Source organism: Corallococcus sp. M7, assembly GCF_054512695.1.
Genome location: NZ_CM137252.1, coordinates 237,183 through 263,519, shown reverse-complemented (window position 1 = coordinate 263,519; position 26,337 = coordinate 237,183). Strand labels below are relative to the sequence as shown.

The following is a 26,337-nucleotide window of genomic DNA, read 5'->3' as shown; positions in this document are numbered from 1 at the left end:
TTCCCAGGAAAGCAACAAGCGTCCGATATCGTGGATTCGCGCCCCGGTGGGTGGCCGACCCTCCGGGATACCGCCCCCAAAAGGAGCCGGCCCTCCGAGGCCCGGCCATGTTAGTCAGCACGGACACGCGGCCCGATGCGTCCCCCGGCGTTCGGGCGCCCGCTCTTCTCGATGAGGTCACCCGATGGATCTGCTCGCACCACCGGCCCGCACCCTGAACTTCGATGCCTTCTGGCGCTGGCTCCAGGAGCACACCAACTGCATCCTGCGGTGTGGCTCCCCCGACATGACGCTGTTCGACCATGACGACTTCCACTGGATGCTGATGGAGGAGGAGCGCCAGCACGTCCTCCAGCTCATCAAGGGCAAGTCCCTGGTGGGCGAGATGGTGATGGTGGGCCGCGAGGTCTCCGAGGTCTCCATCTCCCCGGATCCGGACGCGGATCCGCAGGCGGGCCACTTCCTGGTGGAGCTGATGGGCGGCCCCAAGGAGGACCCGCAGGTGATGTACCACTTCATCATGGCCCACGGCATCGAGCCGGCCACCGGCCACCAGGGCTTCAAGCACTAGCGCGCGACGCGCTCGATGGCCTCCACCGCCGCGTGGACGCCGTTGACCCAGGTCGAGGGGCGCGCGGACCCGGCCTGGTGCAGGAGCAGGGACGTGACCTTCGCCTCCAGCTCCGCCGCGTCCCCCACCCGCTCCCCCTCCGTCAGTCGCAGGGCCTGCCGGTCATAGAGCCGGGGCCGGGCCCAGGCCACCAGCGGCGTCCCGGTGGCCCGGGCCTCCTGCACGGTGTTGTAGCCCCCCGCGCCCACCAGCACGTCCACGCCTCGCAGCACTTCGAGTGCCGGCCAGACCGTCAGCCCGCCTTCATGGGGCGTGGGAACGAGCCACCGCACCGCCGCCCGTCCCGCCAGCGACGCGCGCAGCCGGGCCACCGTCTCCCCGGCCTCCACCACCTCCTCCGGACGGCCACAGCCCATCACCACGGCGACGGGGCTCGAGTCCCCGTCATCCAGGCCCAGCCGCCGCCGCGCGTCCACCTGGGACAGCAGCGCGTCCGGGTCCAGCAGCAGCCACGGCGCCGTGCGCACCGCGCGCGGGTGGTGCGCGAAGGGCGCGTCCTCACCGGGCACGACGAGCAGGTCGAACGCGTCCACGGCGCGGGCCACGTCGAAGCGCTCCACGTAGACGGGGTTCAGGTCGCGGTGCACCAGCACGCGCGGCGCGCGCACCGAGGGCAGCAGCGCCACCAACTCGCCCGCGAGCCCTCGCGGAAACGTGTCCACCACCAGCACGTCCGGCGTGGACTCCGCGAGCCACGCGCCCACCGCCGCCACGGTGGCGGCCTTGTCCAGCCGCGCGTCCACGCGGTGCACGGTGGCGCCGGGGCCCAGCCACGACTCCAGGGGCAGGCCGGGGGCGAACGGGCTGTTGGTGAGCAGGTCCACCGCGTGGCCCCGGGCCACGGCCACGCGGGCCAGGGCCGCGGCGCGCGTCAGGTGCCCCAGGCCTCCGCCGAGCGCGTAGAGGCGCCAGTGCCGGCGTCGCGCGGCCACGCTCAGCTCCCGCCCAGGTCCTCCTCGAAGGAGGCGTCGTCCTCGCGCCGCACGCTCTCGCCGTCGGCCTCGGTGAAGTCGTTGGGGTCGCTGCCCGAGGACGAGGAGGAGGACGAGGACCCGGAGCCGCGCCACGCGTCGCGGCCGTAGTAGCCGTAGTCCTCGTAGTAGTAGCTGGGGTCGTCCTCGTCGGAGTCGGAGGTGTCGGACGGGTCGCGGTTCTCGTCGCCGTTGTCCGCGGCGCGCGCGCACGTCACGCAGACCGCCTCGCCGCCATCGAGCGTGCGCATGTGCAGGAGGCAGATGGGCTTCTGACAGCGCATGCACTGCGTGGTCGCCCCCCGCTCACACGGGTGGGAGAAGAGGAAGCCGGAGGTCTCCAGGCACTGCTCTGCGGAAGCGAAGGAAGGGGACATGGCTCTTGAAGGCTCAGGGCGACGCGGCGCCCGCGGGGGTCTGGAGGCGGAAGAGCAGGGCCATGCGCAGGGGCAGGTCCAGCGAGTCGAAGCCGAGGCACGCGGCGGCCTCCGGTGACACCGGCTGCTTGGTGGCGAGCACCGTCTTGCCGGACGGGTCGCGCAGGGACAGCTTGCCGTCGCGCACCTTCACGTGAATGGCCTCCGCGCCGGACGCGCCCTTCACGGACGCGCCGCCACCGTCGGGGACCACGGTGTAGAGCAGCATGTCCTGGGCATCCGTGAGCACCCACCCGGAGCCCTCGCGCGTGAGCGTGTAGCGCACGGCCGAGCGCGCGGCGTCCTTCACCTGGTACGCGTCCGGGCCGCCCGTGACATAGGCCAGCACCGTGTCGTCCGGACCGGACACCTTGAGCTCGCCGCCCTTCCACTTGTAGCGGGCGACCTCCTTGTCCTCGCCGTCGACGAGCTTCGCGCCGTCGTCCTTGGGCTTGAGCGAGAAGCGCTCGCGGTCGTCGCCATCCTTGAACTTGAGCTTGGCGCCCGCCTCCTTCGGCTCGGCGGCGGAGGCGGCGGCGTTGGCGGGAATCGCCTGGGTGTGCGGCGCGGGCGCGGGGGCACTTCCCTGCTGGCACGCCGAGGCCCCCAGCACTCCCAGGTCCACGAGGAACAGGACACGAAGCTTCACGACGTGGACCTCATCTTCCCGGGCTGGACCCGGGAGCTGGAGTGGTAGAGCACCTGATAGAGGCTCAAGAGCATCATCGTCGCGGTGCGCGACGCATCTGTTTTCGACGGGGCTTCAAGCCGGGGGCTGGCAATGGACCGCGGCTCGGAGGGCGGCACCGCCTTGGGGGGCCGGGCCACCCAGTCCTCGTCCAGCAGGACGCGCAGCTCCACCCGGTCCTCCGCCACGCGCAGCCGCTTCAGGCGGGCCCCCGGAGGCAGCCGCACGGCGTCCGACGTGCGCTTCTCTTGGACCGCGAGCCTGGGGTGGCGCTCCGGATCCACGCGCAGCGCCACCGTCATCAGGCTGACGCCGTTGCGCTTGTGCTTGTGCTTCTTCCGGCCACTCGCGCTGCGCGCCACGCGATGGCGCTTGCACACCTGATCCACCACGGACAGGTGCAGCTGCGTGCCGTCCGCGAACCGCCCCCGCAGCGACAGCCACGGGTCGACGAAGTCCTGGCGATCCCACGGGCCCTGGGGCCCCTGGTGGACGCGCTTGCGCGAGTCCAGGACGGGCGCCACGTCCAGCGTCACGTCCACGGGCGCGTCCTTCACCAGGTCCACCTGGAAGCGCTTCAGCAGCGTGGCCAGCAGCAGGCGGCGCTGCACCTCGCGTTGCTCATCGGGCGACAGGGCCCTCGGCGTCTTGCCTCCCAGCGCGCCGACGCAGAGCGCGACAACGCCCCCGAACGCCGCGAAGAAGCACGGGATGACCAGCAGGAAGGACAGCACCACGCCCGGTCCTGTCGGCAGCAACTGGATGCCCCCGAAAATTCCCAGGGCGCCGAGGAGCAACCCCACGCCCCACCGCCGCAGCGTGCGACTCACGGAGCTGGATTGAGCGACCCGGGCGTCCATGGCCAGCTCGAGCCGAGGCTCCATGGCCCGCAGGTCCTCCAGCACCTCCGGCACGGTCGCGCGCGCCTGGTAGACCAGGGTCTTCTGGAAGGCGTCGAAGTCGAGCGGCACTGGGAGGAAGACCTTGTCCGGCGGGAGCCGCGAGGGAGCGTAGGAGGCGCCCCCTGGCAGGTCAAACCGCCTCTCGCCGCCGCGTGGCACCCAGCACCTGGTAGAGGCTCAACAGCATCATCGTCGCGGTGCGCGCCGCATCCGTCTTGTGGGCGTCCACCGGCCTGCCCGTGCCCTGTACGCCCCAGCCTTCACCCATCAGGACGCGCAGCTCCACCCGGTCCTCCGCCACGCGCAGCCGCTTCAGCTTGACGCCCGGGGGCAGCCGCACGGCGTTCCGGGCGGGGTCCTCCAGCATCGCGAGCCCGGGATGGCGTTCCGGCTTCACCCGCAGCGCGACGGTCATCAGGCTGACCCCGCTCCGCTTGGTCTTGGTCCGGGTCTTGAGCGGCATCACCTTCATGCGCTCGACCACCCGCACCTGATCCACCACGGACAGGTGCAGGTGCGTGCCGTCCGCGAACCGGCCCTGCAATGACAGCCAGGGGTCGACGAAGTCCGCGCGGGTCCCCGGGCCGCGCTTCCCCTCGAGGTTCTCCGTGCGGACGCGCTTGCTGGAGTCCAGGGGCAGCGTCAGGTCCAGCGTCACGTCCACGGGCGCGTCCGCCAGCAGGTCCACCTGGAAGCGCTGGAGCACCGTGGCCAGCAGCAGGCGGCGCTGCTCCTGGTGCGGAGGCTTCACGACCCAGTCGTTCGTCGGCCATGACCGCTTCATCGCGGCCTCCTGATGGGTCACCCAGGCCACGATGAGCAGGAAGACGCCGCCCAACACCGAAAAGAAGAACAGGAGGACCGCCAGGCTCGCCAGCTCCTTCTGGTCCGAGGGCAGGAACCAGAGGACCGCGAGGAGCACCCCGGCCGCGACGAGCAGTCCCACCCCGACACGCGCGGGGGTGTTCCTCGGGGGACTGACGGGCTCCGGCTCCGGCTCCGGGGCGCGCTCGGGCTTCGGAGACAGGGCCTCCAGCACCTCCGGCACGGTCGCGCGCACCTGGTAGCGCTGGGTCTTCTGGAAGGCTTCGGGTTCGAGCGCCACGGAGGGCAGCGTAGGAGCCGCTCCCGGCCGGGTCAAAGCGGCTGTGCGCGGCCCGGCGCCGTGTTCCGCCGGCGCGTGGTGCCCAGCACCTGGTAGAGGCTCAGGAGCATCATCGTCGCGGCGCGCGCCGCGTCCTGGGTCGCGGGAGGCCCCCGCCCCTTGGGCTTCTTTCCCTCGGGTGGGGCGGGCTTCGTCGTCACGACGCTCCACTCGCGATCCAGGAGGACGCGCATCGCCAGGCGGTCCTCGGCCACGTCCAGCCGCGACAGCGCGACGCCCGGAGGCAGCTTCGCGGCCCGCTTCGCGTTCGCGCCCAGGCCCGCCAGCCCGGGGAAGCGCTCCGGCTTCACGCGCAGCCCCACCTGGAGCAGCGTCTTGCCCTTGCGCTTGGTCTTGAGCTTCGTCTTTCCGCTGCGGCTGCGGCCGTAGCGCTTGCGCTTCTGCAGGTGCTCCACGGCGGACAGGTGCAGGTGCGTGCCGTCCGCGAAGCGGCCGTGCAGGGACAGCCACGCGTCGGTGAAGTCCTCGCACTCCCACCGGCCCCGCTTGGGCTTGCCCACGCACTTGCGCGCCTCATCCACCGGCGCCAGGTCCAGCTTCACGTCCACCGGCGCGTTCGCGTCCAGGTCCACCTGGAAGCGCTTGAGCAGCGTGGACACCAGCCCGTAGCGCCTGTTGTCCAGGTCCGTGCGGCCCGCGCGCGACCGGACGATGAAGAGCACGATGCCCGCCGCGAAGCTCGCCGCGGCCACGAGGGCCGGCAGTCCGCCCCAGGTGTCCTGCTTCGCGGACGAGAACTGCGCCACCACGACGGACAGGAGGGCACAGCCGGCCACGCTGAAGGCCATCAAGCCCCAGGCGGCGATCCACAGCGCGCGCCGCCTCCGCTCCGCCCGCGCGTCCAGCTCCGCCAGCGACTTCAGGTCCGCCAGCACCTCCGCCACCGGAGCGCGGGTTTCATAGACGTACGTCTTCTGGAATTCGGAGAGCTCGAGCGGCACGGCCGGGAGCGTAGGGAGCCGCTCCCGGGTGGTCAAACCGACGTGCGGCGCTGGCGCGCGGCCTGGAGCTTCGCGCGCCGCCGGGCGTATCCCAGCACCTGGTAGAGGCTCAGGAGCATCATCGTCGCGGTGCGGGACGCATCGTCCTTCTCCAGCGCCTTCTTCCAGAAGACAGGGGACTCCGGCTCACCCGGCTCGCGCCCCGGCCTCGCCACCCATTCGTCGGACAGCCGGGCGCGCAGGGACAGCCGGTCCGCGGCGACGCGCACGCGCTCCAGCTCGACCTTCCGGGGCAGGCGCACGGCGGCCGCGGCGCGGGGCTTGAGCCGCTCCAGGCCGGGGTAGCGCTCCGGCTTCACCCGCACGGACACGTCCAGCCGCGCGAAGCCCTTTCGCTTCGTCTTCGTCCGCGTCTTGCCACTGGCGCTCGTCTTGGAGCGCTCGCGCTTCTGGTGCCGCTCCACCATGTGGATCCGCACGAAGGAGCCGTCCGCCAGCCGGGTCTCCAGCTTGAACCACGGATCGACGAAGAAGTCCGTGCTCCACCAGCCCACCATGTCGTGCTTCACGCGCTTGTCGAGCACGTCGGGCGGACGCAGGTCCAGCTTGAGCCACACCGGCGCGTCCGGGGCCAGGTCCATCTCCAGACGCCGGAGCAGCACCTGGGCCAGGCCGTAGCGCCGGTTGTCCAGGTCGCGCGGCTTGAGGGTGTGACGCCACAGGAAGAGCAGGAGCCCCAGGACGAGCAGCGCTCCGCCCACCGCGCCCGTGACCTGGAGGAGCTGCTCGCCCTCCTCGGTGAGCGAGTGTCGCTCCCCGGTGCTCGCCCACGTGATGTACGTCAGGATGACCATCAGCCCGCCCGGGACCGCGGTGCACCACCCGCCCCACGCCAGCGCGAGCCGCTGCTTCTCCGCGCGGGCATCCAGTCCGGCCAGGACCTCCATGTCCTCGAGCAGGTCCGGCACCGGCGCGCGGAACTGGTAGGTGAAGCGATCGTGGAAGCGGCTGACGTTGACCGCCAAGGCGGTGGACTCCCTGCGATGCCCATCGGGCGGACCTGTGCGTGAGCGTAGGGGGCTCCGGGCCGTCCTACCAGGGGTGAACCGCCAGCCATGCAGGCAGGCCGAGCGCCGGGAAGGCCCGGGCGTTAGGTAGGATGGACGGCCCCAACGGCATGGAGCGCGAGGTGGACCGTGGATGAAGTGAGCCGGAGGGCAGCGCTGAAGCTCATCGCGGCGGCGGGTGTCACCACCGTCGCGGGGTGTTCACGCGGCTCGGGAAAGGCAGAGGAGTCGAAGATGAGTCAGCAGGCACAGCAACCCGAAGCCATCGTCCGGGTGGATCCGCTCGGGCCGTCCCCCACCCCGTGGCGGACGCCGGATCCGTTCCTCTTCTGCGTGCACCATGACGACCGCTACCCCCAGGGCAACGACAAGCTGGGGCCGAACGCGTCGCTCGCGGGCCGGGACATCGGCCAGGACTTCGCGGGGCGGGACGGCTGGAACATGTACCACGGCACCGTGGTGCCGGGCTTCCCGCAGCACCCGCACCGGGGCTTCGAGACGGTGACCATCGTGCGCAACGGGCTGCTGGACCACTCGGACTCGCTGGGCGCTGCGGCGCGCTTCGGCGGGGGCGACGTGCAGTGGCTCACCGCGGGCGGTGGCATCAACCACTCGGAGATGTTCCCGCTGCTCAAGCAGGACCAGGGCAACCACATCGAGCTGTTTCAAATCTGGCTCAACCTGCCGCGCGCCAACAAGATGGTGCCCGCGCACTTCTCCATGCTGTGGGACCACGTCATCCCGCGCCACGTGGCGAAGGACGACGCGGGCCGCGCCACGAACATCACCGTGGTGGCGGGCAACCTGGGTGACATCCAGGCGCCTCCGTCGCCGCCCAAGTCGTGGGCCGCGAACCCGGACGCGGACGTGGCCATCTGGACGCTGAAGATGGAGCCGGGCGCGCGCTGGACGCTGCCCGCGGCGAAGCGCGGCACGAACCGGATGCTCTACTTCTTCCTGGGCGCCGGGATGAAGGTCGGCGGCCGGGCGGTGCCTGCGCGCAACGCCGTGGAGCTGCGCGCGGACGTGGACGTGGTGCTGGAGAACGGCCCGGAGACGGCGGAGCTGCTGCTGCTCCAGGGGCGGCCCATCGGCGAGCCGGTCGTGCAGTACGGCCCGTTCGTGATGAACTCGCGGCAGGAGATCCAGCAGGCCTTCGCGGACTACCAGCGCACGGGCTTCGGCGGCTGGCCCTGGCCCAGCCACGACCCGGTGCACGCACGAGAGGAAGGCCGCTTCGCGCGGCACGCGGACGGCCACATCGAGAAGCCGGCCTGATCAGGGCTTCTTCTTCGCCTCGGCGCCCTCCCACTTGAAGCTCACGGAGGGCGCCTTGACGGCCTTGGCGTCCTTCATGAGGAAGCCCTCCTGGCGCGTGTTCGCGCGCTCCAGGGCGGGCTTCAGGGACGCGGGGATGGGCAGCAGCAGGCCCACCACGTACATGTTCCCCCGGCACATCTCCGCCGCGTAGCCGAACGAGATGCGCACGGCGACCTTGTCGCCTTCGACGTGGTGGAACGCGACCGAGCGCTTCACGTTGTCCAGTCCGTACTCGAAGCCGACGCAGTCCTCGCCGGCCTCCAGGGTCTGGAGCAGCGCCTCCACGGTCTTCGCGCTCTCGAAGGCCTTCGGGTCGCCGATGAACTTGCGCACGTAGCCGTCCGCCTTGAGGGCCTGGAGGACGTCCTTCTCCGGGAACACCTCCAGCAGGTTGAAGCCGTCCTTGCCCTTCGTCACGTCCCGGGTGGCGTAGATGCGGCTCGCGTACGGGTGCGCGCCGCCGGTGTAGCCGCCGTTGGACTCCTCGTAGCTCACATACGGGCCCACCACGGACAGCACGGTGAAGGACTGCGTGGCCTCCCAGTCGGACGTGTCCTGCGTGGCATCCACGCCCTCCGTGACGCTGGAGAGGAACTCCTTCTTGCGCGACTGGAGGCCGAAGACCTCCTTGCCGCCGCGCAGGGCGCGCAGGTCCTTGGACGACATCTCGAACGTGACGTCGGTGCCGGTGACCTTCCACGTGAGAGGCTGTGATTTGGGAGCAGGCGCGGCCGCGAGCAGCGCCACCATCACCACGGAGCTCATGAGCATGCGCGCCATGCTATGCACCCGTTCGGCGAACCGGGGGATGAACTGATGGAAGACGGCTTCACCCTGCTGCTCGGGGCCCATGGACCCGCGCTCGTGCCAGGGGATGACCGGGGAGTCCTGGCGGTTCGCGCCATGGAACAGGCGTTCCCGGATTTGAATCTCTCGTGGACGACCGGCGAAGAGGGACAGTTCGTTCCGGTGACGCAACGGGATGCCTGGATTGCCCAACAACTGCGCGCGGGCGGAATCGACATCCTCTGCAACGGTGACGATGCGTTCCTCGTGACCCTGAACAGCTACAGCCAGCTCCGGCCCCGGGATGACTCCGCGAGCCAGCGCCCCCACTACGAGGTTCACGCGGAATGGCCCATGGAGCCTCCTGGCCTCCGTGTGGCCAGGCCCGTGCTCGCCGTGGTGGCGGAAGCCGTCCGCGCCTTCTGGGCCCATGTGACGCCCAACCACGCGGCCCTGGACATCTCGATGCAGCGCTCCCCTCTCGAAGGGGTGCCCGGCAATCCAAGACGAGGCCTGCCTCTGCTCAAGCACCCCGATGAGCTTCGAGCACCGGAGGTTCCGTATCACCTGGGCTGGCTGAACTACTGGTCCGACGCGACCACGCGGCGGCTCGGGTTCCCGGATGCAGCGCGTGACGCGGAGCTGCTGACCCGTTCGCGGCGCACGACCTCCGGGGGATGGCTCGTCCAGCTCACGGAGACGCCCCTGGACCTGGACGACCCCACGCACCTCGACGCCCTGCTGCGCGCCTACGCGCGCTTCCCTGAAATTGGCGGACGCGACACGCCCTGAAATGAATCCTCCGAACCCATCCCTGCATCTGCTCGTCCACGCGCCCGAGCTCGACGGTGATTCACGGCGGGTGCGCGCCATTGTCTACGCCCTGGAGCACGCGCTGGAGCTGCATCTGGACTGGACCCTCTCCGAAGCGGAGGGAATCCAGCCGCTGTCCCAGCGGGATGCGTGGCTGGACAATGCCGCCGAAGAAGGGGAGCTGCCCGCGCTCTGCAACGGGGACGAAAGCCACCTCGTGACCCTGAGCGGTTGGGAGCGGGCCGGGCACCTGTCTCCCGGCGGTGAGCCGCTGTTCGAAATCCACGCGGAGCTGCCCCTGGACGCGCGCGGCATCTCGATGGCGGCGCGGGTGTTGGAGGCCTTGTCCGAAAGCTCTCGGGCCTGGTGGGGACGGGTGCTCACCACGAGCACCGTCGTGGAGCTGTCCCGGCAGACTCGCCGTCGCTGGCAGGATGCGCCGGAACCGCCTCGGGGGCTGCCGGTGCTCGAACCCCTGGAGATGACGCCCACGCCCGTCGTGCCGCATCACCTGGGCTGGGTGAACTACTGGTCCGCCGCCACCGTGCAGAGGCTCGGGTTCCCGGATAAGTCACGCGACGCGGAGCTGCGGACCCGTTCGCGCGCCACGGCCTTGGGAGGCTGGCTCGTGAAGCTCACCGACACGCCGCTGGACCTGGACGACCCCACGCACCTGGATGCTCTGCTGCGTGCCTACGCACGCTTCCCGGAAATCGGTGGGCGCGCGGCGCCCTGAGCCCGAACTCTTTCGCGCGAGTGGGCGCGTGGGGCAAGGCACGCCAGTTCGCGCTAGAACCCCGCCCTGTGGGGAACATGGGAGGCACCATGGAGCAGAAGGCACTGGCGGCATCCGAGCGCGCACTGGCCAGGACCGAGGAGCGCCGGGAGGTGACGCGGCGGGTCCTGGGGACGGTGGGCGGAAGTCTCCTCCTTGGGGGCGCGGGCGTGGGCGTCATGGGCGCCCTCCTCACCCCCTGGCTCTTCATCCCCGCGGGCGCGCTCGCCGTCGGCTCCGGCGTCCTCTTCATCGTGCGTGGGGCCCTGGGCGCGGCGAGCGCCGCACGGGCGCAGGTGGCGGGTGCCGCGCGGATCGGCCTGGGGTCGGAGATCGCCAGCTCGGCGCGCATCGAGCCCGGCGCCGTCATCGAGATGGGCGCCACCGTGCAGGCGGAGGCAGTCATCGAAAGCGGCGCCGTCATCCGCATGGGCGCCACCGTGCAGCGCGGCGCGACGGTGCAGCGGGGGGCCGTGGTCGGCTGGGGCGCCACGATTCAGGAGGGGGCGACCGTGGAGCGCGCCGCCAGCGTCGGTGCGGGGGCCACCGTCGGACGGAACGCGCGGCTGTCCGCGGGCGGTCACCTGGGCGCCGGTGGGCATATCGCTTCGACCGAGGGCCCCGGTGCGCCCTTGAAGCGGGTTCCGGACGCGGTCGCGGTGTTCCAGGAGGATGCGCGGCTGCGCGAACTGGACGAGGTCTGCGACCGGCTGGAGGACGCCTTCCGCAAGGCGTCCCCGGCCGTGCGGGGCTTCCTCAGCGGGGGCGAGGAGTCCGTGAAGGCGCTGCGCCGCTCGTGCCACGACCTGCGGGAGCGCGAGCAGGGCCTGCGCCGCGAGGTCAGCCCGGAGTTGATGAACCGGCTCGACGCGGAGCGCACGACGCTCTCCGCGCGCATCACCGCTTCAACGGATCCGCAGGTGCGCGCCTCGCTCCAGAGCGCCGTGGATGCCATCGATGCCCAGCGGGCGCAGCGCGAGCGGCTGGCGCGCAACGCCGACCGCCTGGATGCCGAGCTCACCCGCCTGCGCTGGAGCATCGAGGGCGTGGCCACCCAGCTCGTCCAGGTCCACGGACAGAGCGGACCGACGGCCGCGCCCGCCGACGCCGAGCAGGGCTTGAGCCGCGTGCGGGAAGAGCTGGCCGCCATCAGCGAGGCGCTCGATTCGGTCAACGAGGCGGAGCGGACGGGGCTGCGGCCGATGCAGGAGCCCTTCGCGCCCCAGGACTCCCAGGAGCAGGGCACCCGGCCGTCACGCGTCCGCGGCTGAGTCGCGGACCGGGCCCGTTTGCCGCCGGGCCGCCGTCGCGGTAGCACCGGGGCGTGGGCTCATCCGGAATCGTCTACGCGTCCTTCGACCGCTTCCCCGCGCCCAAGGGCGCCGCCGTGCACATCCGCGCCTTCGTGGAGGCCCTGGGCGCCGCTTTCGGTCCGGTGGACCTGGTGGCCATTGGCGATGTGCCCGGTGCTCCCCCGCCTGCCCTCAGCCCTCACATCACCTACCACCCGCTGGGTGCCCGCGGGAAAGACCTGGTCGCGCAGGCGCTGACATTCCGCTCGCACCTGGGTGCGTGGTGGAGGGGTCGGCCGCGCGCGAAGGTCGTCCACGTCCGCTCCATCTTCGAGGGCTACCCCATCGCCCGGCGCAAGGACGCCCTCACGGACGCGCTCGTCTACGAGGTCAACGGCCTGCCCTCCATCGAGCTCAAGTACCACCACCCCGATGTCTCCGATGACGTGGAGCTGATGCGCAAGCTCCTCGCGCAGGAAGAAGCCTGTCTCCAGGCCGCGGATCTCCTCGTCACGCCCAGCGCCGTCACCGCCGAGCACCTGATCTCCCGCGGCGCGGATCCGAAGCGCCTGCGCGTCATCCCCAACGGCGTGGACCTGGACGTGTTCCGCTACGCCCCGCCGCGAGCCCCGGAGGCCGGCCGCCCCCTGCGCATGCTCTACAGCGGCACCATGACCGCGTGGCAGGGCGTGCACCACGCCATCGAGGCCTGCCGCATCCTGCGCCGCGACCTGCCGGTGACGCTCACCCTCGTGGGTCCCCTGCGCAAGCACGCGCGCCGCGCCCTCCTGGACCGCTGCGGCGACCTCGTGCTCCAGGGCGCGGTTGAGATCCTCGAGCCCCTGCCCCAGGAGGAGCTCGCCCGGCTGCACCACGCCTGCGACGTCGTGCTCGTGCCGCTGCCCGTGAACGACCGCAACTGCGTGCAGGGCTGCTGCCCCCTGAAGCTCATTGAAGCCATGGCCACCGGCACGCCCGTCGTCGTCAGCGACCTGCCCGTGGTGCGCGCGCTCGCGGAAGCCACCGAGGCCTACCGCATCCGCCCCGGCTCGCCCAAGGCCATCGCCGAGGCCGTGAAGGACCTCATCGCGAACCCCGCCCTCGGCGCCGCGCTGAGCGCCAACGCCCGCAGCCGCGTGGAGCGTGAGTTCCCATGGGGCCGCGCGCAGGAGGCGCTGGTGAACGCCTATGCGGAGGATCTGGGCATCGCGCGGCTCAGCACGCGCGACAACACCGCCGCCTCCGCGTCCGCCTGAAAGCCCGCCTCGATTCGAGCGCGCGCCGCCGTCCCCAGCGCCGCGCGCTTCGCCTCGGGCATGCCCAGCACGTCCAGGCACGCCTGCCCCAGGTGGTTGAGCAGCGCCTTCTCCACGATGAAGCCATTCACCCCGGACTCCACCGCCTCCGGGATGCCGCCCGCGTCGCTGGCGATGACCGGCCGCGCGCACGCCATCGCCTCCAGCAGCGCGTTGGGCATGCCCTCCCACAGCGACGGCTGGAGATACACATCACACAGCCGCAGGTGCTCCGCGATGAGCTCCGGGGACTCCAGCGCGCCGGAGATGAGGATGCGCGCCGCGTCCTCCGGATGCTCCGCCCGGTAGGCCACCAGGTGCTCCGCGTCCCGGGCGCGCACCTCGCCAATCACCAGCAGGCACGCGGGCCGCACGCGCCGCACCTCCGTGAGCGCGGACAGGAGGAACGGCAGCCCCTTCTTGTGGCGCAGCTCCCCGGAGAAGCCGAGCACCGCCTCGCCCGGCTGGATGCCCAAGCGCTCACGCAGCGCCGCGTCCGCCGGCCCCGGTGAGAACAGCGCCGTGTCCACCGCGTTGGGGATGACCTCCACGCCCGGGTCCCGGCCCAGCAGCATCGCCATCTTCCGGCCCAGGTCCGCGGAGGCCGCGGTGAGCACGTCCGCCCGCTGAAGCGTCCAGAGCAGGCGGGCGAAGTCCCCCGGCGGGAACATCAGCTGATCCACGTCATTGCCTCGCGCGCTGAGGATGGACCGGAGCCCCGCGCTCTGCGCGAACACCACCGCGAGGAAGCCCGGCGGGTACAGGTAGTGCCCCCACACCAGGTCATACTTCCGCCGCGAGTGCAGGTGGCCGAGCACATCGAGCGTGTGCTGCATGGACAGGTCCGCGCTGCCAAACAACCCCAGCCGGTGCAGCGTGACGCCCTTCGCGAACGGCGACACCTCCCCCGCGTCCGGCACCGTCTCCAGCGCTCCGGGCTGCGCCGTGCGGGTCCAGGCGACCACGTCCACGCGTGCGCCCAGCCGCACGAGCGAGCCCGCGGTGCGAGCCCCGCTGCGCGCGAGCCCTCCGATGTCAGGGGGGAAGCGCTCGGCGAGGAGGAGGACGCGGGGACCGGAAGCCATGCCCTCAATCTACCCGGCCGCGCGCGCCGGCAGGCGGGGAACCGCGAGGGATGAAAGCCAGAAGCCGTCCCGTTGCAACGCCCAATCCATGACGCAACCCCCGACTGAAACCCTCGCCCCGGACGCCTCTCCCTCCACGACTGGAGCCAGGGGCCTCCTTGCCTCCCTGTGGTTGGCGGTGAAGGGCTCCACCGAGGACCTGGCCACCGGGCCCGTGGACCGCGCCTTCCTGCTCCTGTCCGTGCCCATGGTGCTGGAGATGGTGATGGAGTCCGTCTTCGCCCTGGTGGACGTGCTCTTCGTGTCGCGCCTGGGCGCGGACGCCATCGCCACCGTGGGCCTCACCGAGTCCATGCTCACGCTGCTCCAGACCCTGCCGCTGGGTCTGTCCATCGGCGCCACCGCGCTCATCGCGCGCCGCATCGGGCAGAAGGACCCGGAGCGCGCCGCGAGCGCCGCGGTGCAGGCCCTGGGCCTGGGGCTCGCGCTGGCCGTGCCGCTGGCGTTCGCGGGCAGCTACTTCGCGCGTCCGCTGCTCACGGCCCTGGGCGCCGCGCCCGGCGTCATCGAGCACGGCGCCGGCTACACGCGGCTGATGCTGGCCAGCTTCCCCATCATCATGCTGCTGTTCCTCATCAGCGCCATCCTGCGTGGCGCGGGGGACGCGGCCACGTCCATGCGCGCGCTGTGGCTGGCCAACTCCGTGAACATCGTGCTCGCGCCGCTGTTCATCTTCGGCCTGGGCCCGGTGCCCGCCATGGGCGTCACCGGCGCCGCGCTGGCCACCACCGTGGGCCGCTCCACCGGCGTGGTGTATCAGGTGTATCGCCTGCTCAAGGGCAGCGGACGTCTGGAGTTGCGCCGCCGCCACCTGCGCGTGGAGGCGTCCACGCTGCGCTCGCTGCTGAAGCTGTCGGGAGGCGCCACGCTCCAGTCGCTGTTGGGCATGTCCAGTTGGCTGGTGCTGATGCGCATCGTGGCCACCTTCGGCAGCACCGCGCTCGCGGGCTACACGCTGGCCATGCGCATCCTGCTCTTCGCGCAGCAGCCGTCGTGGGGCCTGTCCCACGCGGCGGGCACGCTGGTGGGCCAGAGCCTGGGCGCGGGCGACACCGACCGCGCGGAGCGGGCCGCGTGGCGCGCCAGCTTCTACACGCTCGCGTTCCTGGGCCTGGTGGCGGTGGGCTTCCTCGTCTTCGCGGAGCCCCTCATCCACCGCTTCACCACGGAGCCGGAGGTGGGCCTGCACGCGGTGCGCTGCCTGCGCATCGTCAGCTGCAGCCTGGCCCTCTACGCCTTCGTCACCGTGCTGCCCCACGCCTTCAACGGCGCGGGGGACACCACCACGCCCACCGTGGTGAACGCCCTCTTCTCCTGGGGCCTCCAGCTGCCGCTCGCGTGGGTCCTCTCCCATCCCCTGGGCCTGGGGCCCTCGGGCGCGTTCATCGCCATCGCCGTCACGTATGGAGCACTCGGCCTGGCGAGCGCCGCCCTCTTCCGGCGCGGTGGCTGGAAGCTGCGACACGTCTGAGACCGCCCTCCACCAGCCGACAGTTCGCACCGTCCGGGGGCTGAGTTGAAAGCCCTGGGGGAGTGCGGACTTTCCCGAAACTCTCGCAGCGGGTGGGCGCAGGAAGCGCTTCCAGCCACGGGGCTCCCGTCACCCCGGGGCGCCGCCAAGGTGTCATCGCGAGAGCACGGGGCACAACGGTGGGGGAGGGGCTTCACACATGGCGGGCAACGAGCGGTTGGGCGTGGCGGTGGTGGGACTGGGCGGGGCGGTGGCGACGACGGCGGTGGCGGGCATGGAGCTCCTGCGCCGGGGGCGGGTGGACACGCGGGGCCTGCCTCTGGCGGACGCGAAGGGCATGGGCCTGGCCGAATATGGCGCGCTGACGTTCGGCGGCTGGGACCTGTTCGAGGACGACCTGGCGCACGCGGCGCGCAACCACGCGGTGCTGACGGAGGCACAGCTGGAGGCGGTGGCGCCCACGCTGGGCCGCATGCGGCCGTGGCCCGCGGCCTCCAACGCCAGGTTCTGCAAGAACGTCGTGGGCACTGGCGAGAAGAAGGCGCGCACCCTGCGCGAACAGGTGCGGGCCATCCGCGACGACCTGGCCCGCTTCAAGCAGCGTGAGCAGTTGGAGCGCGTGGTGGTGGTGAACCTGGCCTCCACGGAGAAGGCCGTGGACCTCACCCGCCCGGAGTTCGCCACGCCGGAGGCCTTCGAGAAGGCCCTGGACGCGAACGACCCGGACATCGGCCCCGCGATGCTCTACGCGTACGCGGCCATCGTGGACGGCATCCCGTTCGCCAACTTCACGCCCAGCGTCGCCGCGGACGTGCCCGCCCTGCTGCTCCTGGCGAAGCGCACCGGCGCGCCCATCGCGGGCAAGGACGGCAAGACGGGGCAGACGCTGCTCAAGACGGTGCTCGCCCCCGCGCTGCGCGACCGCGCGCTGCACGTGGACGGCTGGTACTCCACCAACATCCTGGGCAACCGCGACGGCGAGGCGCTCAACGACCCGGCGTCCAAGCAGAACAAGCTCGACACCAAGGGCGCCGCGCTGGACAGCATCCTCGGCTACAAGGTCCCGGACCACATCGTCTCCATCCAGTACTACCGCCCGCGCGGGGACAACAAGGAGGCCTGGGACAACATCGACGTGACGGGCTTCCTGGGGCAGCCCATGCAGCTGAAGCTCAACTTCCTCTGCAAGGACTCCATCCTCGCCGCGCCGCTCGTCGTGGAGCTGGCGCGCACGCTGGACCTGGCCAAGCGCCGGGGAGAGGGCGGCGTCATCGACGCGCTGGGCTGCTTCTTCAAGGCCCCCATGTCGCAGGACGGAGAGCCCGTGGAGCACGCCATGGCGGAGCAGCAGCGCCGCTTGATGGCGTGGCTCTCCAAGGGCCGCCCGCAGCAGGCGGAGCGCATCCCGGAACGCATCAGGGGCTGAAGCCATGAACGCACCCGCGCGTGACACGGCGTCCCCGAGCCGTCTGGCGGAGCTCCGTCCGCTCCTCTCGGAGCTGATGGACCTCAAGCGCATCCGCACCCCGGACCACCCGGACGGTCTGGCGGCGCATGGCTTCCGCCGGGCCTGGGCCGCGCTGGCCTCCGGCATGGACCCGCGCATCGTGGCGCTACAGGAGACGGCGCGCGCGGTGGCGGCGGTACGGCTGGGCGGCCTGGACATGGACGTCCTCCAGCGGGCGGGGCTGTCCCCGCTGGACGCGACGCGGGTGCTGCACCGGGGCCTGGAGGCGGTGGCCGGACCGCTGGATCCCCGCCTGAGGGAGCGGCTGTCCGTGGCGCTCTCCCAGACGCCGGAGGAGGCCTGCCACGTGCCGCCGCCCTTGTTCGTGGACCGGCTGGTGCGCCAGCCCCGCGCCGGGGCCACGTTCCCCGGCCGGCCGCGCATCATCGTGTCACCCCAGGAGGGCCACGCGGACCACTGCTACGCGGTCGCGGTGGGCGCGGTGCTCGTCGCGCCCTGCTTCGGCGCGTCCCCTGCCCTGCCCTTCGTGGCGGGGCTCTCGCACCACCTCTTCAACGCGGTGCTGCCGGACGCGGGCTATGGCGGGGAGGCGCTCCTGGGGGACCTGCTGGAGCCCGTGATGAAGCGCCTCACGGAGAAGGCCCTGTCGTCACTGCCGGAGCGGCTGGCCGGCGTCGTGCGGCAGGCGCTGGCGCTCACCGGCAACGTGGACTCGGCGGAGGCGCGCGCCTTCAACGCCGCGGACGCGCTGGACCGGGTGCTGGAGCTGGAGGCCCACGCCCGCGCGGCGGGCTTCACCCTGCGCCAGGCGATGGAGGACCTGGAGTTGATCCACCCCGGCCCGCTCCAGACGTTCGGCAACGACGTCCTGCGTGAAGCGGCGGTGTGGCCATGAGCCGCCCGGCGGCTCCTGAACCTTCCCAACAGGCGGTGACCATGTTCGAGGCGAAGCCGGGGGCCCGGAGACTGGGCTGGGCGGTGGTGGGCTGTGGCTGGGTGGCGAGGGACTACGTCATCCCGGCGCTCCAGGGCGCGAGCAACGCGAGGCTGGTGGCCCTGTGCGACGCGAACGCGGAGGCGCTGATGCGCATCCCCGCGGACGACGTGAAGCGCTACACCGCGCTGGGGTCGGTGCTGGCGGACAAGGACGTGCAGGCCGTCTACATCGCCACGCCCAACCACCTGCACGCGGCGATGACGGAGGCGTGCGCGGCCGCGGGCAAGCACGTGCTGTGCGAGAAGCCCATGGCCGTCACGCCCAGGGATGGCCTGCGCATGGTGTCCGCGTGCCAGCGCGCGGGCGTGCACTACGCCACCGCGTTCGACCAGCGCCACCACGCGGCGCACCGAAAGCTGCGCATGCTGGTGAAGGAGGGCGTGCTGGGCACCGTCACCCAGGCGCGCATCCACTACGCCTGCTGGCTGCCCGAGGACTGGACGCCGGACAACTGGCGCATCGACCCGGAGCAGGCCGGCGGCGGCGCGATGATCGACCTGGCGCCGCACGGCCTGGACCTGCTGGAGGTGCTCCTGGGCGACGAGTGGGAGTCGCTCACCGCCATGACGCAGCGGCGCGTGCACCGCTACGCCGTGGATGACGGCGCGGTGCTGATGGGCCAGTTCAAGAGCGGCGCGCTGGGCCTGTTGCAGGTGGCCTACAACTGCCCGGATGCATACCCCCGGCGCACGCTGGAGCTCATCGGCACCCGGGCGCGAGCGCTCGCGTACAAGACGATGGGCCAGACGCCCGGCGGCTCCCTGTCGCTCATCGACGCGAAGACGGGAGAGGAGACGTTCGTCCCCCTGTCGCCGGAAGAGGACCGCAGCCCCTTCCTCCACCAGGTGGAGGTCTTCTCCACGTGCGTGCTGGAGGGCCGTCCGCAGCCGTTCGCGCCGGAGCGCGACGTGCGGCTCGTGGGGCTGCTGACGCAGGCGACGCAGACGGGAAAGGCGTTTCCGCCATGTCACTGACCCGCTACGCCTGCACCCACTGCGGCACGTGGCAGCCGGGGTTCCCTCGCGAGCGGCCCACGGGCTGCCCCACCTGCCTGGACGTGCGCAACGCGCTTCCGCGCGACGGCTGGGACTTCCAGACCGCGGGCCAGGTGTCGGAGCGGCTCACCACGCGCTGGGAGGAGGCGCTGCCCGGCATCTGGGGCTTCACCTGCACGCCGTCCTTCGGCCTGGGCTCCACGGGGTGGTTCTTGCGCAGGCCGGAAGGCAACGTCGGCTTCGAGGGCGCGCCCTGGTATTCGAAGCCCGCGCTGGAGTTCATCGAGGTGATGGGCGGCCTCCAGGTGCTGTCCGCGTCGCACCCGCACGGCTTCGGGGCGCTGTGGCAGTTGCAGGAGCACTTCGACCCGCTGCTCGTGCTGCACCGGGACGCCGTCCCGTACAGCAAGGCCTTCCAGGTGCGCTGGCCGGTGGATGACGAGCACGCGCTGGCGCCGGACCTGACGCTGCATTGCGTGGGCGGCCACTACGAGGGCCAGACGGTGCTCTACGACGCGCGCACCCGTTCGCTGTTCTGCGGCGACGCGCTGAAGGTGGACCTGGACGCGCGGGGCAGGCCCACGGGCCTGTCGTGCCACAAGGGCTTCCACTACGCGATTCCGCTGAGCCACGGCGAGCTGCGCCGCTACCGCGCGGTGCTCAAGCAGCTCCCCTTCGAGAACGTCTTCACCCCGTTCGAGTTCGCGCGAGGCGTCACCCGCGAGCACGCACTGGCGCTGTTCGACCGGCTGCTCTCGGGCATGCCGCACACCCGTCCCCTGCCATTGGAGGAATTGTCATGAGCATTGCCCGAGCCATCGACGCGTATCACCAGGCCGTGTCCACCGGCGCCCTGCAGATGTTCCGCATCGACCCCATCGACCGGCTGGGGATTCCCGTGGCCTCCGCCAGCCTGCGGCTGGGGGACGGTCCGGGCGCGGTGCTGCACGGCAACGGCTACGGCCGCACGGACGAAGAGGCGCGGGTGGGCGCGCTGGGCGAGCTGGTGGAGGAGACCTTCTGTGAGCTCGCGATGCACCGCATGCCGCGCGTGCACGGCAGCTACGCGGCGCTGGTGCGCGCGCGAGGCCCCACCGCGGTGGCGGATCCGCTCACGCTGGGGCTGCCCGCGGGCAGTCCGTATCAGCCGGACATGCCGCTCGTCTGGGTGGAGCTACAGCGGCTGGCCACCGGCGAGCGGGTGCTGGTGCCGGAGGAGTACGTCGCCATCCATCCGGGGCAGTTGCAGGGGAAGACGCCGCTCATCACGCCCATCACCAACGGCCAGGGCGCGGGGCTGACGCGGCCCCAGGCGCTGGCGCACGGCCTGCTGGAGCTCATCCAGCGCGACGGCAACGGGCTGATGTACCGCGCCATGGACCAGGGCGTGGTGCTGGACCTGGAGGGCACGGACCTGGCGCCGGACGTGCGCGAGCTGCTGGAGCTCTACCGCCGCGCGGGCGTGGAGGTGATGGCGAAGCTGGCCAGCACGGACTTCGGCCTGGTGAACCTGTACGTGGTGGGCCGCGACCTGTCCGTGGGGGACCAGCCGCTGATGGTGACGGCGTGCGGAGAGGCGGCCGACCCGGACCGGGACCGGGCGCTGCGCAAGGCGCTCTTGGAGTACGCCTGTTCACGCGCGCGCAAGGCCTTCATGCACGGGCCGCTGGGTGAGGTGGCCCGGGTGGCGCCGCCGGAATACATGGACCGCTTCGTGCCCCAGGTGGACCTGGACGCCGAGGAGCCGCGCGCGCTGAACGCGATGGTGGAGTGGGCGCGGATGCCGGCCCAGGCGCTGCGCGAGCTGACGGCGTGCACGCTGACGGTCCGCCAGAAGGTGCGCTTCGAGGACCTGCCCCGCTCGCCCACCGTGGAGGACCCGTCGCTGCGGTGCGACCACGTGGTGAGGCAGCTGCACGCGGCGGGCTTCGACATCCTGGTCGCGGACCTGTCGCCGCCGGGCCGCCAGGTGCACGTGGTGAAGGCGCTGGTGCCGGGCCTGGAGGTGGAGACGATGACGTACAACCGCCTGGGCGAGCGCAACGCGGCGCGGCTCCTGGAGCGCAGGGATCCGCTGGTGGGCCTGGGAGCGCCGCCGCCGGGCGCGCAGCCGGTGCGCCTGACGCCGGAGGCCGAGTCCCGGCTGGGCGGCCCCGTCTGGTTCAACGTGCGGCTGGCGGAGGCGCGCGTGGGGCGGCTGTACGCGCTCTACCGGGAGCCGGACCGCCACGCGGTGCCGAAGGTGCTCGCGAGCCGCCGCTTCGGGGGGCAGTGAGCCATGGCCCTGCGCTTCGCGTACAACACCAACGGCGTGTCGAACCACCGCTTCGAGGACGCGCTGGGCCTCATCGCGGACAGTGGCTACGACGGCGTGGCGCTGACGCTGGACCACCACCACTTCGACCCGTTCGCGCCGGACTTCGAGCGGCGCACGGAACAGCTCGCCACGAGGCTGGAGCGGCTGGGCCTGGGGCTGGTGGTGGAGACGGGGGCGCGCTTCCTGCTGGACCCCCGGAGGAAGCACGAGCCCACGCTCATCACCCCGGACGAGGGGGGCCGCGCGCGGCGGCTGGAGTTCCTGAAGCGCGCGGTGGACGTGTGCGCGACGTGCCGGGGGGAAGCGGTGTCCTTCTGGGCGGGAGTGCCCCGTCCGGGCGTGACGGAGGAAGCCGCGTGGCCGTGGCTGGTGGACGGCGTGACGCGGCTGGCGGAGTACGCGGCGGCGCACGGCGTGGTGCTGGCGGTGGAGCCGGAGCCGGGGATGCTGGTGGAGACGGTGGACGGCTGGCGCCAGTTGCAGGCCCAGGTGCCCGGCGTGCGTCTGGCATTGGACGTGGGGCACCTGCTGGTGACGCAGGAGCGGACGCCCGCGGAGGCCGTGCGCGAGTTCGCGCCGGTGCTGGGCACGGTGGCGCTGGAGGACATGAAGCGCGGCGTGCATGAGCACCTGCCCTTTGGCGAAGGCGACGTGGACGTGCCGTCGGTCCTGCGCGAGCTGACGCGCGTGGGCTACGACCGGCTGGTCTGCGTGGAGCTGTCGCGGGACGCGCACCGGGCGCACGAGCTGGTGCCCCGGGCGCTGGAATGGTTGAGGGAGCGCCTGCCGACGGGCGCGGAGGTGGCGGCGTGAACAGCGTGAATGGACTGCGGATCTGCTTCATCTCCCGGCGTTTCTTCCCGGCCATCTCCGGGATGAGCGTCTATGCGCTGAACCTGGTGCGGGAGCTGGTGGCGTGCGGGCACGACGTGACGATGGTGAGCCAGTACCGCAGCGACCCGGCGGGCATGGCGGTGTACGGGGGCGGGCCGCCGCCGGGCATTCCGGGCGCGCACGTGCTGGGCTGCGAGTCGGTGGGCGAGCAGCGCATCAACCAGGGCCAGCCCGCGAGCTTCGAGCACGACCTGGAGGTGATGGTGGACACGGTGGTGCGCGAGCACCGGCGCCGTCCGTTCGACCTCATCCATGCGCAGTACGGCTATCCGTGCGGCCTGGCGGCGCTTCAGGCGGCGAGGCTCCTGGGACTGCCCAACGTCGTCTCCATCCAGGGCGGGGACGGGCACTGGGTGGGGACCTGCTGCGCGACGCACAAGCAGGCGATGCTCGCGGTGCTGGGCCACGCGGGGGCGCTGCTGATTGGGAGCAGGTCCTTCGCGGAAGAGGTGAGCGAGCATCACGGCACTCCGCTGGAGCGGTTCACCATCGTCCCTGGCGCCACGGACACGCAGCGCTTCCATCCGCGCGGTGAGTCGACGGTGGGAGACATGCGGGACGTGCCGGTGTGGCTGTACCACGGCCGGGTGGACGCCCGGAAAGGGGTGATGGAGCTGCTGGATGCCGCGCATCGGCTGGTGGCGGACGGGCGGAGGTTCAAGCTGCGGGTGTCTGGGATTGGACCGGACCTGGAGGCGGTGCGTTCGAGGGTGGCGACGGAGGGGCTCCAAGGCGTGGTGGAGCTGACGGGGGTGTCCACCTACGCGGAGGCGCCGGACCTGTACCGGAGCGGGGACCTGTTCGTGTCGCCCACGTACTCAGAGGGGTTCTCCAACACGCTGCTGGAGGCGATGGCGTCCGGACTGCCCATCGTGTCGACGCGAGCGGTGGGCGTGGTGGACTGCCTGGAGGACGGCAGGGATGGGCTGCTGGTGCCGCCGAAGGACAGCGCCGCGCTGGCGGAGGCAATGGGCCGGCTGATGGACGACGCGCCGCTGCGCAAGCGGCTGGCGGCGACGGCGCTGCGCGAGGTGCGGGAGTTGTACTCGTGGCGGGCGGTGGGGCGGAGGATCCAGGGCGTCTACAGGAACCTGACGGGCACGCGGCCGGACACGCGGTGGACGCACCTCTACGACCCGGCGATGACGGAGGAACGCGCGGACCACACGTGCCGGTTCCGGGCGGCGCCGCATCTCCTATGAGCACGGCCCTGTTCGTATCGCCGCACCTGGACGACGTGGCCTTCTCCTGTGGAGGCACGTTGGCGGCGTTGAAGGCGAAGGGGTGGACGGTGGCGCTCGTCACCGTCTTCACGAGGTCGGTGCCAGAGCCGAAGGGCTTCGCGCTGCAATGTCAGACATCCAAGGGGCTGGGGCCGGAGGTGGACTACATGGCCCTGCGAAGGAACGAGGACCGGGCCTTCGCGGCCTGCATGGGCGTGGACCACGTGAAGTGGGGAGACCTGGAGGAAGCGCCGCACCGGGGCTACGCGAGCCCGGAAGCGCTGTTCCAGCCACCGCGAGCGGACGACGTCATCGAAGCGAAGGTGGCGAGCTGCTTGAAGCCGGTGTTGTGGGACCTGAAGCCGGACCGGGTCTTCGTGCCCCAGGCGCTGGGGAGCCACGTGGACCACGTGCAGGTGGTGAGAGCCGTGAAGGGGTTGGGCATCCCAACGAACCGGATCCTCTACTACCGGGACACGCCCTACGCCGTGCGACAGCCCAAGGCCCACCCCGACGCCGCCGTCCCCCAGGGCCTGAGTCCCCTGGCCGTGGACATCACGGAGCACCTGTCGAAGAAGGTAGAGGGCTGCGTCCGCTACGGCACGCAGCTGGGCTTCCAGTTCGGCGGAGTGGAAGGTCTGGCAAGGACGCTCACGACGTTCCACCGGATGGAAGCCCAGGCACGCGGCCAGCCCGGAGCCGCGGAGGTGTTCCTGTCACAAGGCGCGCAGTAGGCCCGCTGCATCCAGAACCTGGTGCACCTCCGTGGCCAGCCGGACGTGCTCCGGGTTCGTCACCGTGAACCGTTCCTCCGTGAGGATCACCAGGGTGCCCAGGTCCTCCACGGGCTCGACGCGCACGGGAGCAGGGAGCGGAGGAACCTCTCCCCACTGCCGGGAGAAGTAGGTCATCCAGCCCACGAACGTGCCCGCGTCCCCTGATGAAGACGCTTCGTCGCGGTACTGCTCGGATGCAACGACGCCCCAGGCGGGCTCCCAACAATGCACCACGGCACGAAGTACCTCGAGCAAGACGGATGCTGTCAGCACGCGTTCAGCCACTTCTCCTTGAGATGGAGGATCGACGACACAGACCGAAGTCGGCACAGCGTCCACGGAGCCGCAGAAGCCATTGACTGAGGTTGTTTCGTCCGGGTTCGGGCCCGCCCACAACCAATACTGGAAGCCGTCACCGATGCGGTTCTTCTTTCGAGCGAACAACTCCAGGAAGGAGGCCCGGTCGGTCTGGACCTGACGTTCCTTCGCGTGCTTGAAGGTGCGTCCGGTTTCGTGCCACTGACGCCACGTCGGTTCAAGGCGGCTCAGGCGCTCGAACAAACTTTCCGCTCTGTGGGCACAAGATTCAGCGGACTCGTGCCGTGCCGTCCAGTAAGCCCCCAGGTAGTAACGGTCCGTCATGTGGTCGGCGGTGCTCATTTCGTGGGAGCGAGATAACGCACTTCCACCTTAACGCTCTGGCGATTGAACAGCGCACGCAAGGCATCCGCGAATTTCTTCTCGGCGACCACCCATCGAACGCGAGCACTTCCAGCCACTTCGATTTGCCGCCGAGCCTGCTCAACCAAGGCATCCGCGCCCTGGAAGAACTTCTTCGCCTTCAGATCAATACCGAAGAAGTGCTCGTAGCCCGGGCCCTTGGCTTCCAGCAGAACAGGCTCCTCCGGGTCGAAGCCGTCGAAGTCGACTTCCTCGTCCCCCTTCTTGACCCGGTACGCGGAGCCTTTTGGAGCCCCAGTCACCTGGGCTTGGTAATCGCGGGCACGGTCGGACATCGACTCATTCACCTGCACCCATTTGCCCGGGCCGCCTGCCGCGGCCATGGCCACCGCCGTGGACGCGAGCGTCACCTCCACCACTTCGCCCACCACCGCCACCGCGCTCACGTCCAACACCTGCACCGGGCCCAGCCGCACGGCATCCGGGAAACGCGGCATCAACGCGAGTGATGACGACAACCCCATCGTCACGCCGTGACTCACCAGCATCGTCACCGCGAGCACGAAGACCCGTGCCACCTCCGGTCCCAGCGCCTGCGCGAAGACCTCCGCCGCCTCCTCCAGTTCCTGGAACGTCCGCGCTCTATCCGTCGCCTCCTTCAGCGCACCGCACGCACGGACCACAGCAAGAAACGACTGCACGCCCACGTACGCCAGGAACACGGCGGCAATCACCGCAGCGGCCTTGGTGAACAGGGGCTCTGGTGCCGCGGCCAGCACCACCCAGGACGCAATCGCTCCCGAGACCACGGACACGAAGAACTCCGGGTTCAGCGTGTCCTGCAACGCGGCGCCAATGCTCGCGCGCAAGGGGTCCAGCGACATCCCCACCGCGAGCGTCAGCCGGTCCAGCTCACCGAAACCCGCCCCATCCTCCAGCAATGACAGACAGTCCCCGGAAGCCTCATGAGCCCGGCACCACCGCCCGTACCCATCCCGCAGCATGAACCCGAATCCCAGGTCCAACTGCGCCCCCTTCTTCGCGACCGCGCGCACCACCTTCGGCGCACGCACCGTCAGTGGCACTTCCAGCACCAACCGCGTCAGCGCCTCCTCGAACTCCCGCGCGCTGACCGGCACCCGCCGGTCCCACGTCACCGGCGCATACGTCCGGGTCCCCTGCTCCGTGCGCAGCCGCACCGTGGGTCCGCTGGCGCAGCCCACCCAGAACACCAGCAGCATCCACCAGCAGCCAGCCCGTCCCCACGGTTTCGTGCTCAAGTAGCGTCTCCACCCAAGACGTGTCATC

Annotated in this window: 26 protein-coding genes; 15 read left to right on the top strand and 11 right to left on the bottom strand. The window is 71.2% G+C overall.

Translation table 11 applies throughout. The features are described 5' to 3' along the window. Positions 1-184 precede the first annotated feature (184 nt). Positions 185-571: a hypothetical protein gene (locus ACX114_RS01165; RefSeq protein ID WP_014393086.1), complete on the top strand. Its 387-nt coding sequence runs from the start codon at positions 185-187 to the stop codon at positions 569-571. Here the strand turns inward: ACX114_RS01165 and ACX114_RS01160 are convergent. The 7 genes from ACX114_RS01160 to ACX114_RS01130 form a co-directional block, all read right to left on the bottom strand. After that, positions 568-1,563 (bottom strand): hypothetical protein, encoded by a 996-nt coding sequence (locus ACX114_RS01160; RefSeq protein WP_459293848.1) that lies wholly within the window; start codon positions 1,561-1,563, stop codon positions 568-570. The two genes, ACX114_RS01165 and ACX114_RS01160, sit on opposite strands and share 4 nt — an antisense overlap. 2 nt (positions 1,564-1,565) lie before the next feature. After that, positions 1,566-1,979, bottom strand: coding sequence for a hypothetical protein (locus tag ACX114_RS01155; protein WP_459293846.1), 414 nt, complete (start codon positions 1,977-1,979; stop codon positions 1,566-1,568). A gap of 13 nt (positions 1,980-1,992) precedes the next feature. After that, a complete protein-coding gene (locus ACX114_RS01150; protein ID WP_459293844.1) occupies positions 1,993-2,667 on the bottom strand; it encodes a hypothetical protein in 675 nt (224 codons plus the stop codon). Further along, entirely contained in the window at positions 2,664-3,677 is a 1,014-nt protein-coding gene (locus ACX114_RS01145; protein WP_459293842.1) for a hypothetical protein, read from the bottom strand. Before ACX114_RS01145 ends, ACX114_RS01150 begins: the two co-directional genes overlap by 4 nt. A 61-nt stretch (positions 3,678-3,738) precedes the next feature. Next, complete coding sequence (locus tag ACX114_RS01140) at positions 3,739-4,713, bottom strand: hypothetical protein (protein WP_459293840.1); 975 nt, start codon at positions 4,711-4,713, stop codon at positions 3,739-3,741. Between the two features lie 32 nt (positions 4,714-4,745). Continuing rightward, positions 4,746-5,714: a hypothetical protein gene (locus ACX114_RS01135; protein WP_459293838.1), complete on the bottom strand. Its 969-nt coding sequence runs from the start codon at positions 5,712-5,714 to the stop codon at positions 4,746-4,748. Positions 5,715-5,746: 32 nt separating this feature from the next. After that, positions 5,747-6,739 (bottom strand): hypothetical protein, encoded by a 993-nt coding sequence (locus ACX114_RS01130; protein ID WP_459293836.1) that lies wholly within the window; start codon positions 6,737-6,739, stop codon positions 5,747-5,749. A gap of 276 nt (positions 6,740-7,015) precedes the next feature. Between ACX114_RS01130 and ACX114_RS01125 the strand changes: the two genes are divergently transcribed. Then, a complete protein-coding gene (locus ACX114_RS01125) occupies positions 7,016-8,059 on the top strand; it encodes a pirin family protein (RefSeq protein WP_459293834.1) in 1,044 nt (347 codons plus the stop codon). Here the strand turns inward: ACX114_RS01125 and ACX114_RS01120 are convergent, their stop codons facing one another. After that, entirely contained in the window at positions 8,060-8,881 is an 822-nt protein-coding gene (locus ACX114_RS01120; protein ID WP_459293832.1) for a hypothetical protein, read from the bottom strand. It abuts the gene before it with no gap. A gap of 36 nt (positions 8,882-8,917) precedes the next feature. Here ACX114_RS01120 and ACX114_RS01115 point away from each other — a divergent pair, with 36 nt between their 5' ends. The 4 genes from ACX114_RS01115 (at position 8,918) to ACX114_RS01100 (ending at position 13,023) form a co-directional block, all read left to right on the top strand. After that, positions 8,918-9,679 (top strand): DUF5953 family protein, encoded by a 762-nt coding sequence (locus tag ACX114_RS01115; RefSeq protein WP_459293830.1) that lies wholly within the window; start codon positions 8,918-8,920, stop codon positions 9,677-9,679. Between the two features lies 1 nt (position 9,680). Further along, the gene (locus ACX114_RS01110; protein ID WP_459293828.1) at positions 9,681-10,436 is read left to right on the top strand and encodes a DUF5953 family protein; all 756 of its coding nucleotides are present in this window, start codon (positions 9,681-9,683) and stop codon (positions 10,434-10,436) included. Positions 10,437-10,525: 89 nt separating this feature from the next. After that, entirely contained in the window at positions 10,526-11,746 is a 1,221-nt protein-coding gene (locus ACX114_RS01105) for a hypothetical protein (protein WP_459293826.1), read from the top strand. Positions 11,747-11,799: 53 nt separating this feature from the next. After that, positions 11,800-13,023 carry a glycosyltransferase family 4 protein gene (locus ACX114_RS01100; RefSeq protein ID WP_459293824.1) on the top strand — a complete coding sequence of 408 codons (1,224 nt, stop codon included), beginning with the start codon at positions 11,800-11,802 and terminating at the stop codon, positions 13,021-13,023. Here ACX114_RS01100 and ACX114_RS01095 read toward each other — a convergent pair. Then, positions 12,954-14,147 carry a glycosyltransferase gene (locus tag ACX114_RS01095; protein ID WP_459293822.1) on the bottom strand — a complete coding sequence of 398 codons (1,194 nt, stop codon included), beginning with the start codon at positions 14,145-14,147 and terminating at the stop codon, positions 12,954-12,956. The genes ACX114_RS01100 and ACX114_RS01095 overlap by 70 nt on opposite strands. Before the next feature lie 178 nt (positions 14,148-14,325). Here ACX114_RS01095 and ACX114_RS01090 point away from each other — a divergent pair, with 178 nt between their 5' ends. The 9 genes from ACX114_RS01090 to ACX114_RS01050 all read left to right on the top strand — a co-directional run bounded on the left by ACX114_RS01090 (position 14,326) and on the right by ACX114_RS01050 (position 24,306). After that, entirely contained in the window at positions 14,326-15,678 is a 1,353-nt protein-coding gene (locus tag ACX114_RS01090) for an MATE family efflux transporter (RefSeq protein ID WP_459293820.1), read from the top strand. A 199-nt stretch (positions 15,679-15,877) separates the two neighbouring features. Next, on the top strand, positions 15,878-17,104 hold the full coding sequence (locus ACX114_RS01085) for an inositol-3-phosphate synthase (protein WP_459293818.1): 1,227 nt from the start codon (positions 15,878-15,880) through the stop codon (positions 17,102-17,104). Positions 17,105-17,108: 4 nt separating this feature from the next. After that, positions 17,109-18,041: a hypothetical protein gene (locus ACX114_RS01080; RefSeq protein ID WP_459293816.1), complete on the top strand. Its 933-nt coding sequence runs from the start codon at positions 17,109-17,111 to the stop codon at positions 18,039-18,041. Positions 18,042-18,082: 41 nt separating this feature from the next. Beyond that, on the top strand, positions 18,083-19,117 hold the full coding sequence (locus ACX114_RS01075; protein ID WP_459293814.1) for a Gfo/Idh/MocA family protein: 1,035 nt from the start codon (positions 18,083-18,085) through the stop codon (positions 19,115-19,117). Beyond that, positions 19,108-19,941, top strand: coding sequence for an MBL fold metallo-hydrolase (locus ACX114_RS01070; protein ID WP_459293812.1), 834 nt, complete (start codon positions 19,108-19,110; stop codon positions 19,939-19,941). Before ACX114_RS01075 ends, ACX114_RS01070 begins: the two co-directional genes overlap by 10 nt. Next, the gene (locus ACX114_RS01065; RefSeq protein WP_459293810.1) at positions 19,938-21,413 is read left to right on the top strand and encodes a YcaO-like family protein; all 1,476 of its coding nucleotides are present in this window, start codon (positions 19,938-19,940) and stop codon (positions 21,411-21,413) included. Before ACX114_RS01070 ends, ACX114_RS01065 begins: the two co-directional genes overlap by 4 nt. Positions 21,414-21,416: 3 nt before the next feature. Beyond that, positions 21,417-22,268 carry a sugar phosphate isomerase/epimerase family protein gene (locus ACX114_RS01060; RefSeq protein WP_459293808.1) on the top strand — a complete coding sequence of 284 codons (852 nt, stop codon included), beginning with the start codon at positions 21,417-21,419 and terminating at the stop codon, positions 22,266-22,268. Continuing rightward, positions 22,265-23,551 (top strand): glycosyltransferase family 4 protein, encoded by a 1,287-nt coding sequence (locus tag ACX114_RS01055; protein WP_459293806.1) that lies wholly within the window; start codon positions 22,265-22,267, stop codon positions 23,549-23,551. Before ACX114_RS01060 ends, ACX114_RS01055 begins: the two co-directional genes overlap by 4 nt. Continuing rightward, positions 23,548-24,306, top strand: coding sequence for a PIG-L deacetylase family protein (locus ACX114_RS01050; RefSeq protein WP_459293804.1), 759 nt, complete (start codon positions 23,548-23,550; stop codon positions 24,304-24,306). The genes ACX114_RS01055 and ACX114_RS01050 overlap by 4 nt, the downstream gene beginning before the upstream one ends. Here the strand turns inward: ACX114_RS01050 and ACX114_RS01045 are convergent. Next, a complete protein-coding gene (locus ACX114_RS01045) occupies positions 24,289-25,008 on the bottom strand; it encodes an immunity 52 family protein (protein WP_459293802.1) in 720 nt (239 codons plus the stop codon). The two genes, ACX114_RS01050 and ACX114_RS01045, sit on opposite strands and share 18 nt — an antisense overlap. Then, positions 25,005-26,336 carry a restriction endonuclease fold toxin 5 domain-containing protein gene (locus ACX114_RS01040; RefSeq protein WP_459293800.1) on the bottom strand — a complete coding sequence of 444 codons (1,332 nt, stop codon included), beginning with the start codon at positions 26,334-26,336 and terminating at the stop codon, positions 25,005-25,007. The genes ACX114_RS01045 and ACX114_RS01040 overlap by 4 nt, the downstream gene beginning before the upstream one ends. Between the last annotated feature and the right edge of the window lies 1 nt (position 26,337).

Bases quoted from the DNA above. Each gene is read 5' to 3' on its own strand.
- ACX114_RS01060 (WP_459293808.1), top strand. From the start codon at position 21,417: ATGGCCCTGCGCTTCGCGTACAACACCAACGGCGTGTCGAACCACCGC.
- ACX114_RS01045 (WP_459293802.1), bottom strand. From the start codon at position 25,008: ATGAGCACCGCCGACCACATGACGGACCGTTACTACCTGGGGGCTTAC.
- ACX114_RS01075 (WP_459293814.1), top strand. From the start codon at position 18,083: ATGTTCGAGGCGAAGCCGGGGGCCCGGAGACTGGGCTGGGCGGTGGTG.
- ACX114_RS01115 (WP_459293830.1), top strand. From the start codon at position 8,918: ATGGAAGACGGCTTCACCCTGCTGCTCGGGGCCCATGGACCCGCGCTC.
- ACX114_RS01080 (WP_459293816.1), top strand. From the start codon at position 17,109: ATGAACGCACCCGCGCGTGACACGGCGTCCCCGAGCCGTCTGGCGGAG.
- ACX114_RS01125 (WP_459293834.1), top strand. From the start codon at position 7,016: ATGAGTCAGCAGGCACAGCAACCCGAAGCCATCGTCCGGGTGGATCCG.
- ACX114_RS01040 (WP_459293800.1), bottom strand. From the start codon at position 26,336: ATGACACGTCTTGGGTGGAGACGCTACTTGAGCACGAAACCGTGGGGA.
- ACX114_RS01050 (WP_459293804.1), top strand. From the start codon at position 23,548: ATGAGCACGGCCCTGTTCGTATCGCCGCACCTGGACGACGTGGCCTTC.
- ACX114_RS01095 (WP_459293822.1), bottom strand. From the start codon at position 14,147: ATGGCTTCCGGTCCCCGCGTCCTCCTCCTCGCCGAGCGCTTCCCCCCT.
- ACX114_RS01120 (WP_459293832.1), bottom strand. From the start codon at position 8,881: ATGGCGCGCATGCTCATGAGCTCCGTGGTGATGGTGGCGCTGCTCGCG.
- ACX114_RS01070 (WP_459293812.1), top strand. From the start codon at position 19,108: ATGTCACTGACCCGCTACGCCTGCACCCACTGCGGCACGTGGCAGCCG.
- ACX114_RS01065 (WP_459293810.1), top strand. From the start codon at position 19,938: ATGAGCATTGCCCGAGCCATCGACGCGTATCACCAGGCCGTGTCCACC.
- ACX114_RS01085 (WP_459293818.1), top strand. From the start codon at position 15,878: ATGGCGGGCAACGAGCGGTTGGGCGTGGCGGTGGTGGGACTGGGCGGG.
- ACX114_RS01110 (WP_459293828.1), top strand. From the start codon at position 9,681: ATGAATCCTCCGAACCCATCCCTGCATCTGCTCGTCCACGCGCCCGAG.
- ACX114_RS01105 (WP_459293826.1), top strand. From the start codon at position 10,526: ATGGAGCAGAAGGCACTGGCGGCATCCGAGCGCGCACTGGCCAGGACC.
- ACX114_RS01155 (WP_459293846.1), bottom strand. From the start codon at position 1,979: ATGTCCCCTTCCTTCGCTTCCGCAGAGCAGTGCCTGGAGACCTCCGGC.
- ACX114_RS01165 (WP_014393086.1), top strand. From the start codon at position 185: ATGGATCTGCTCGCACCACCGGCCCGCACCCTGAACTTCGATGCCTTC.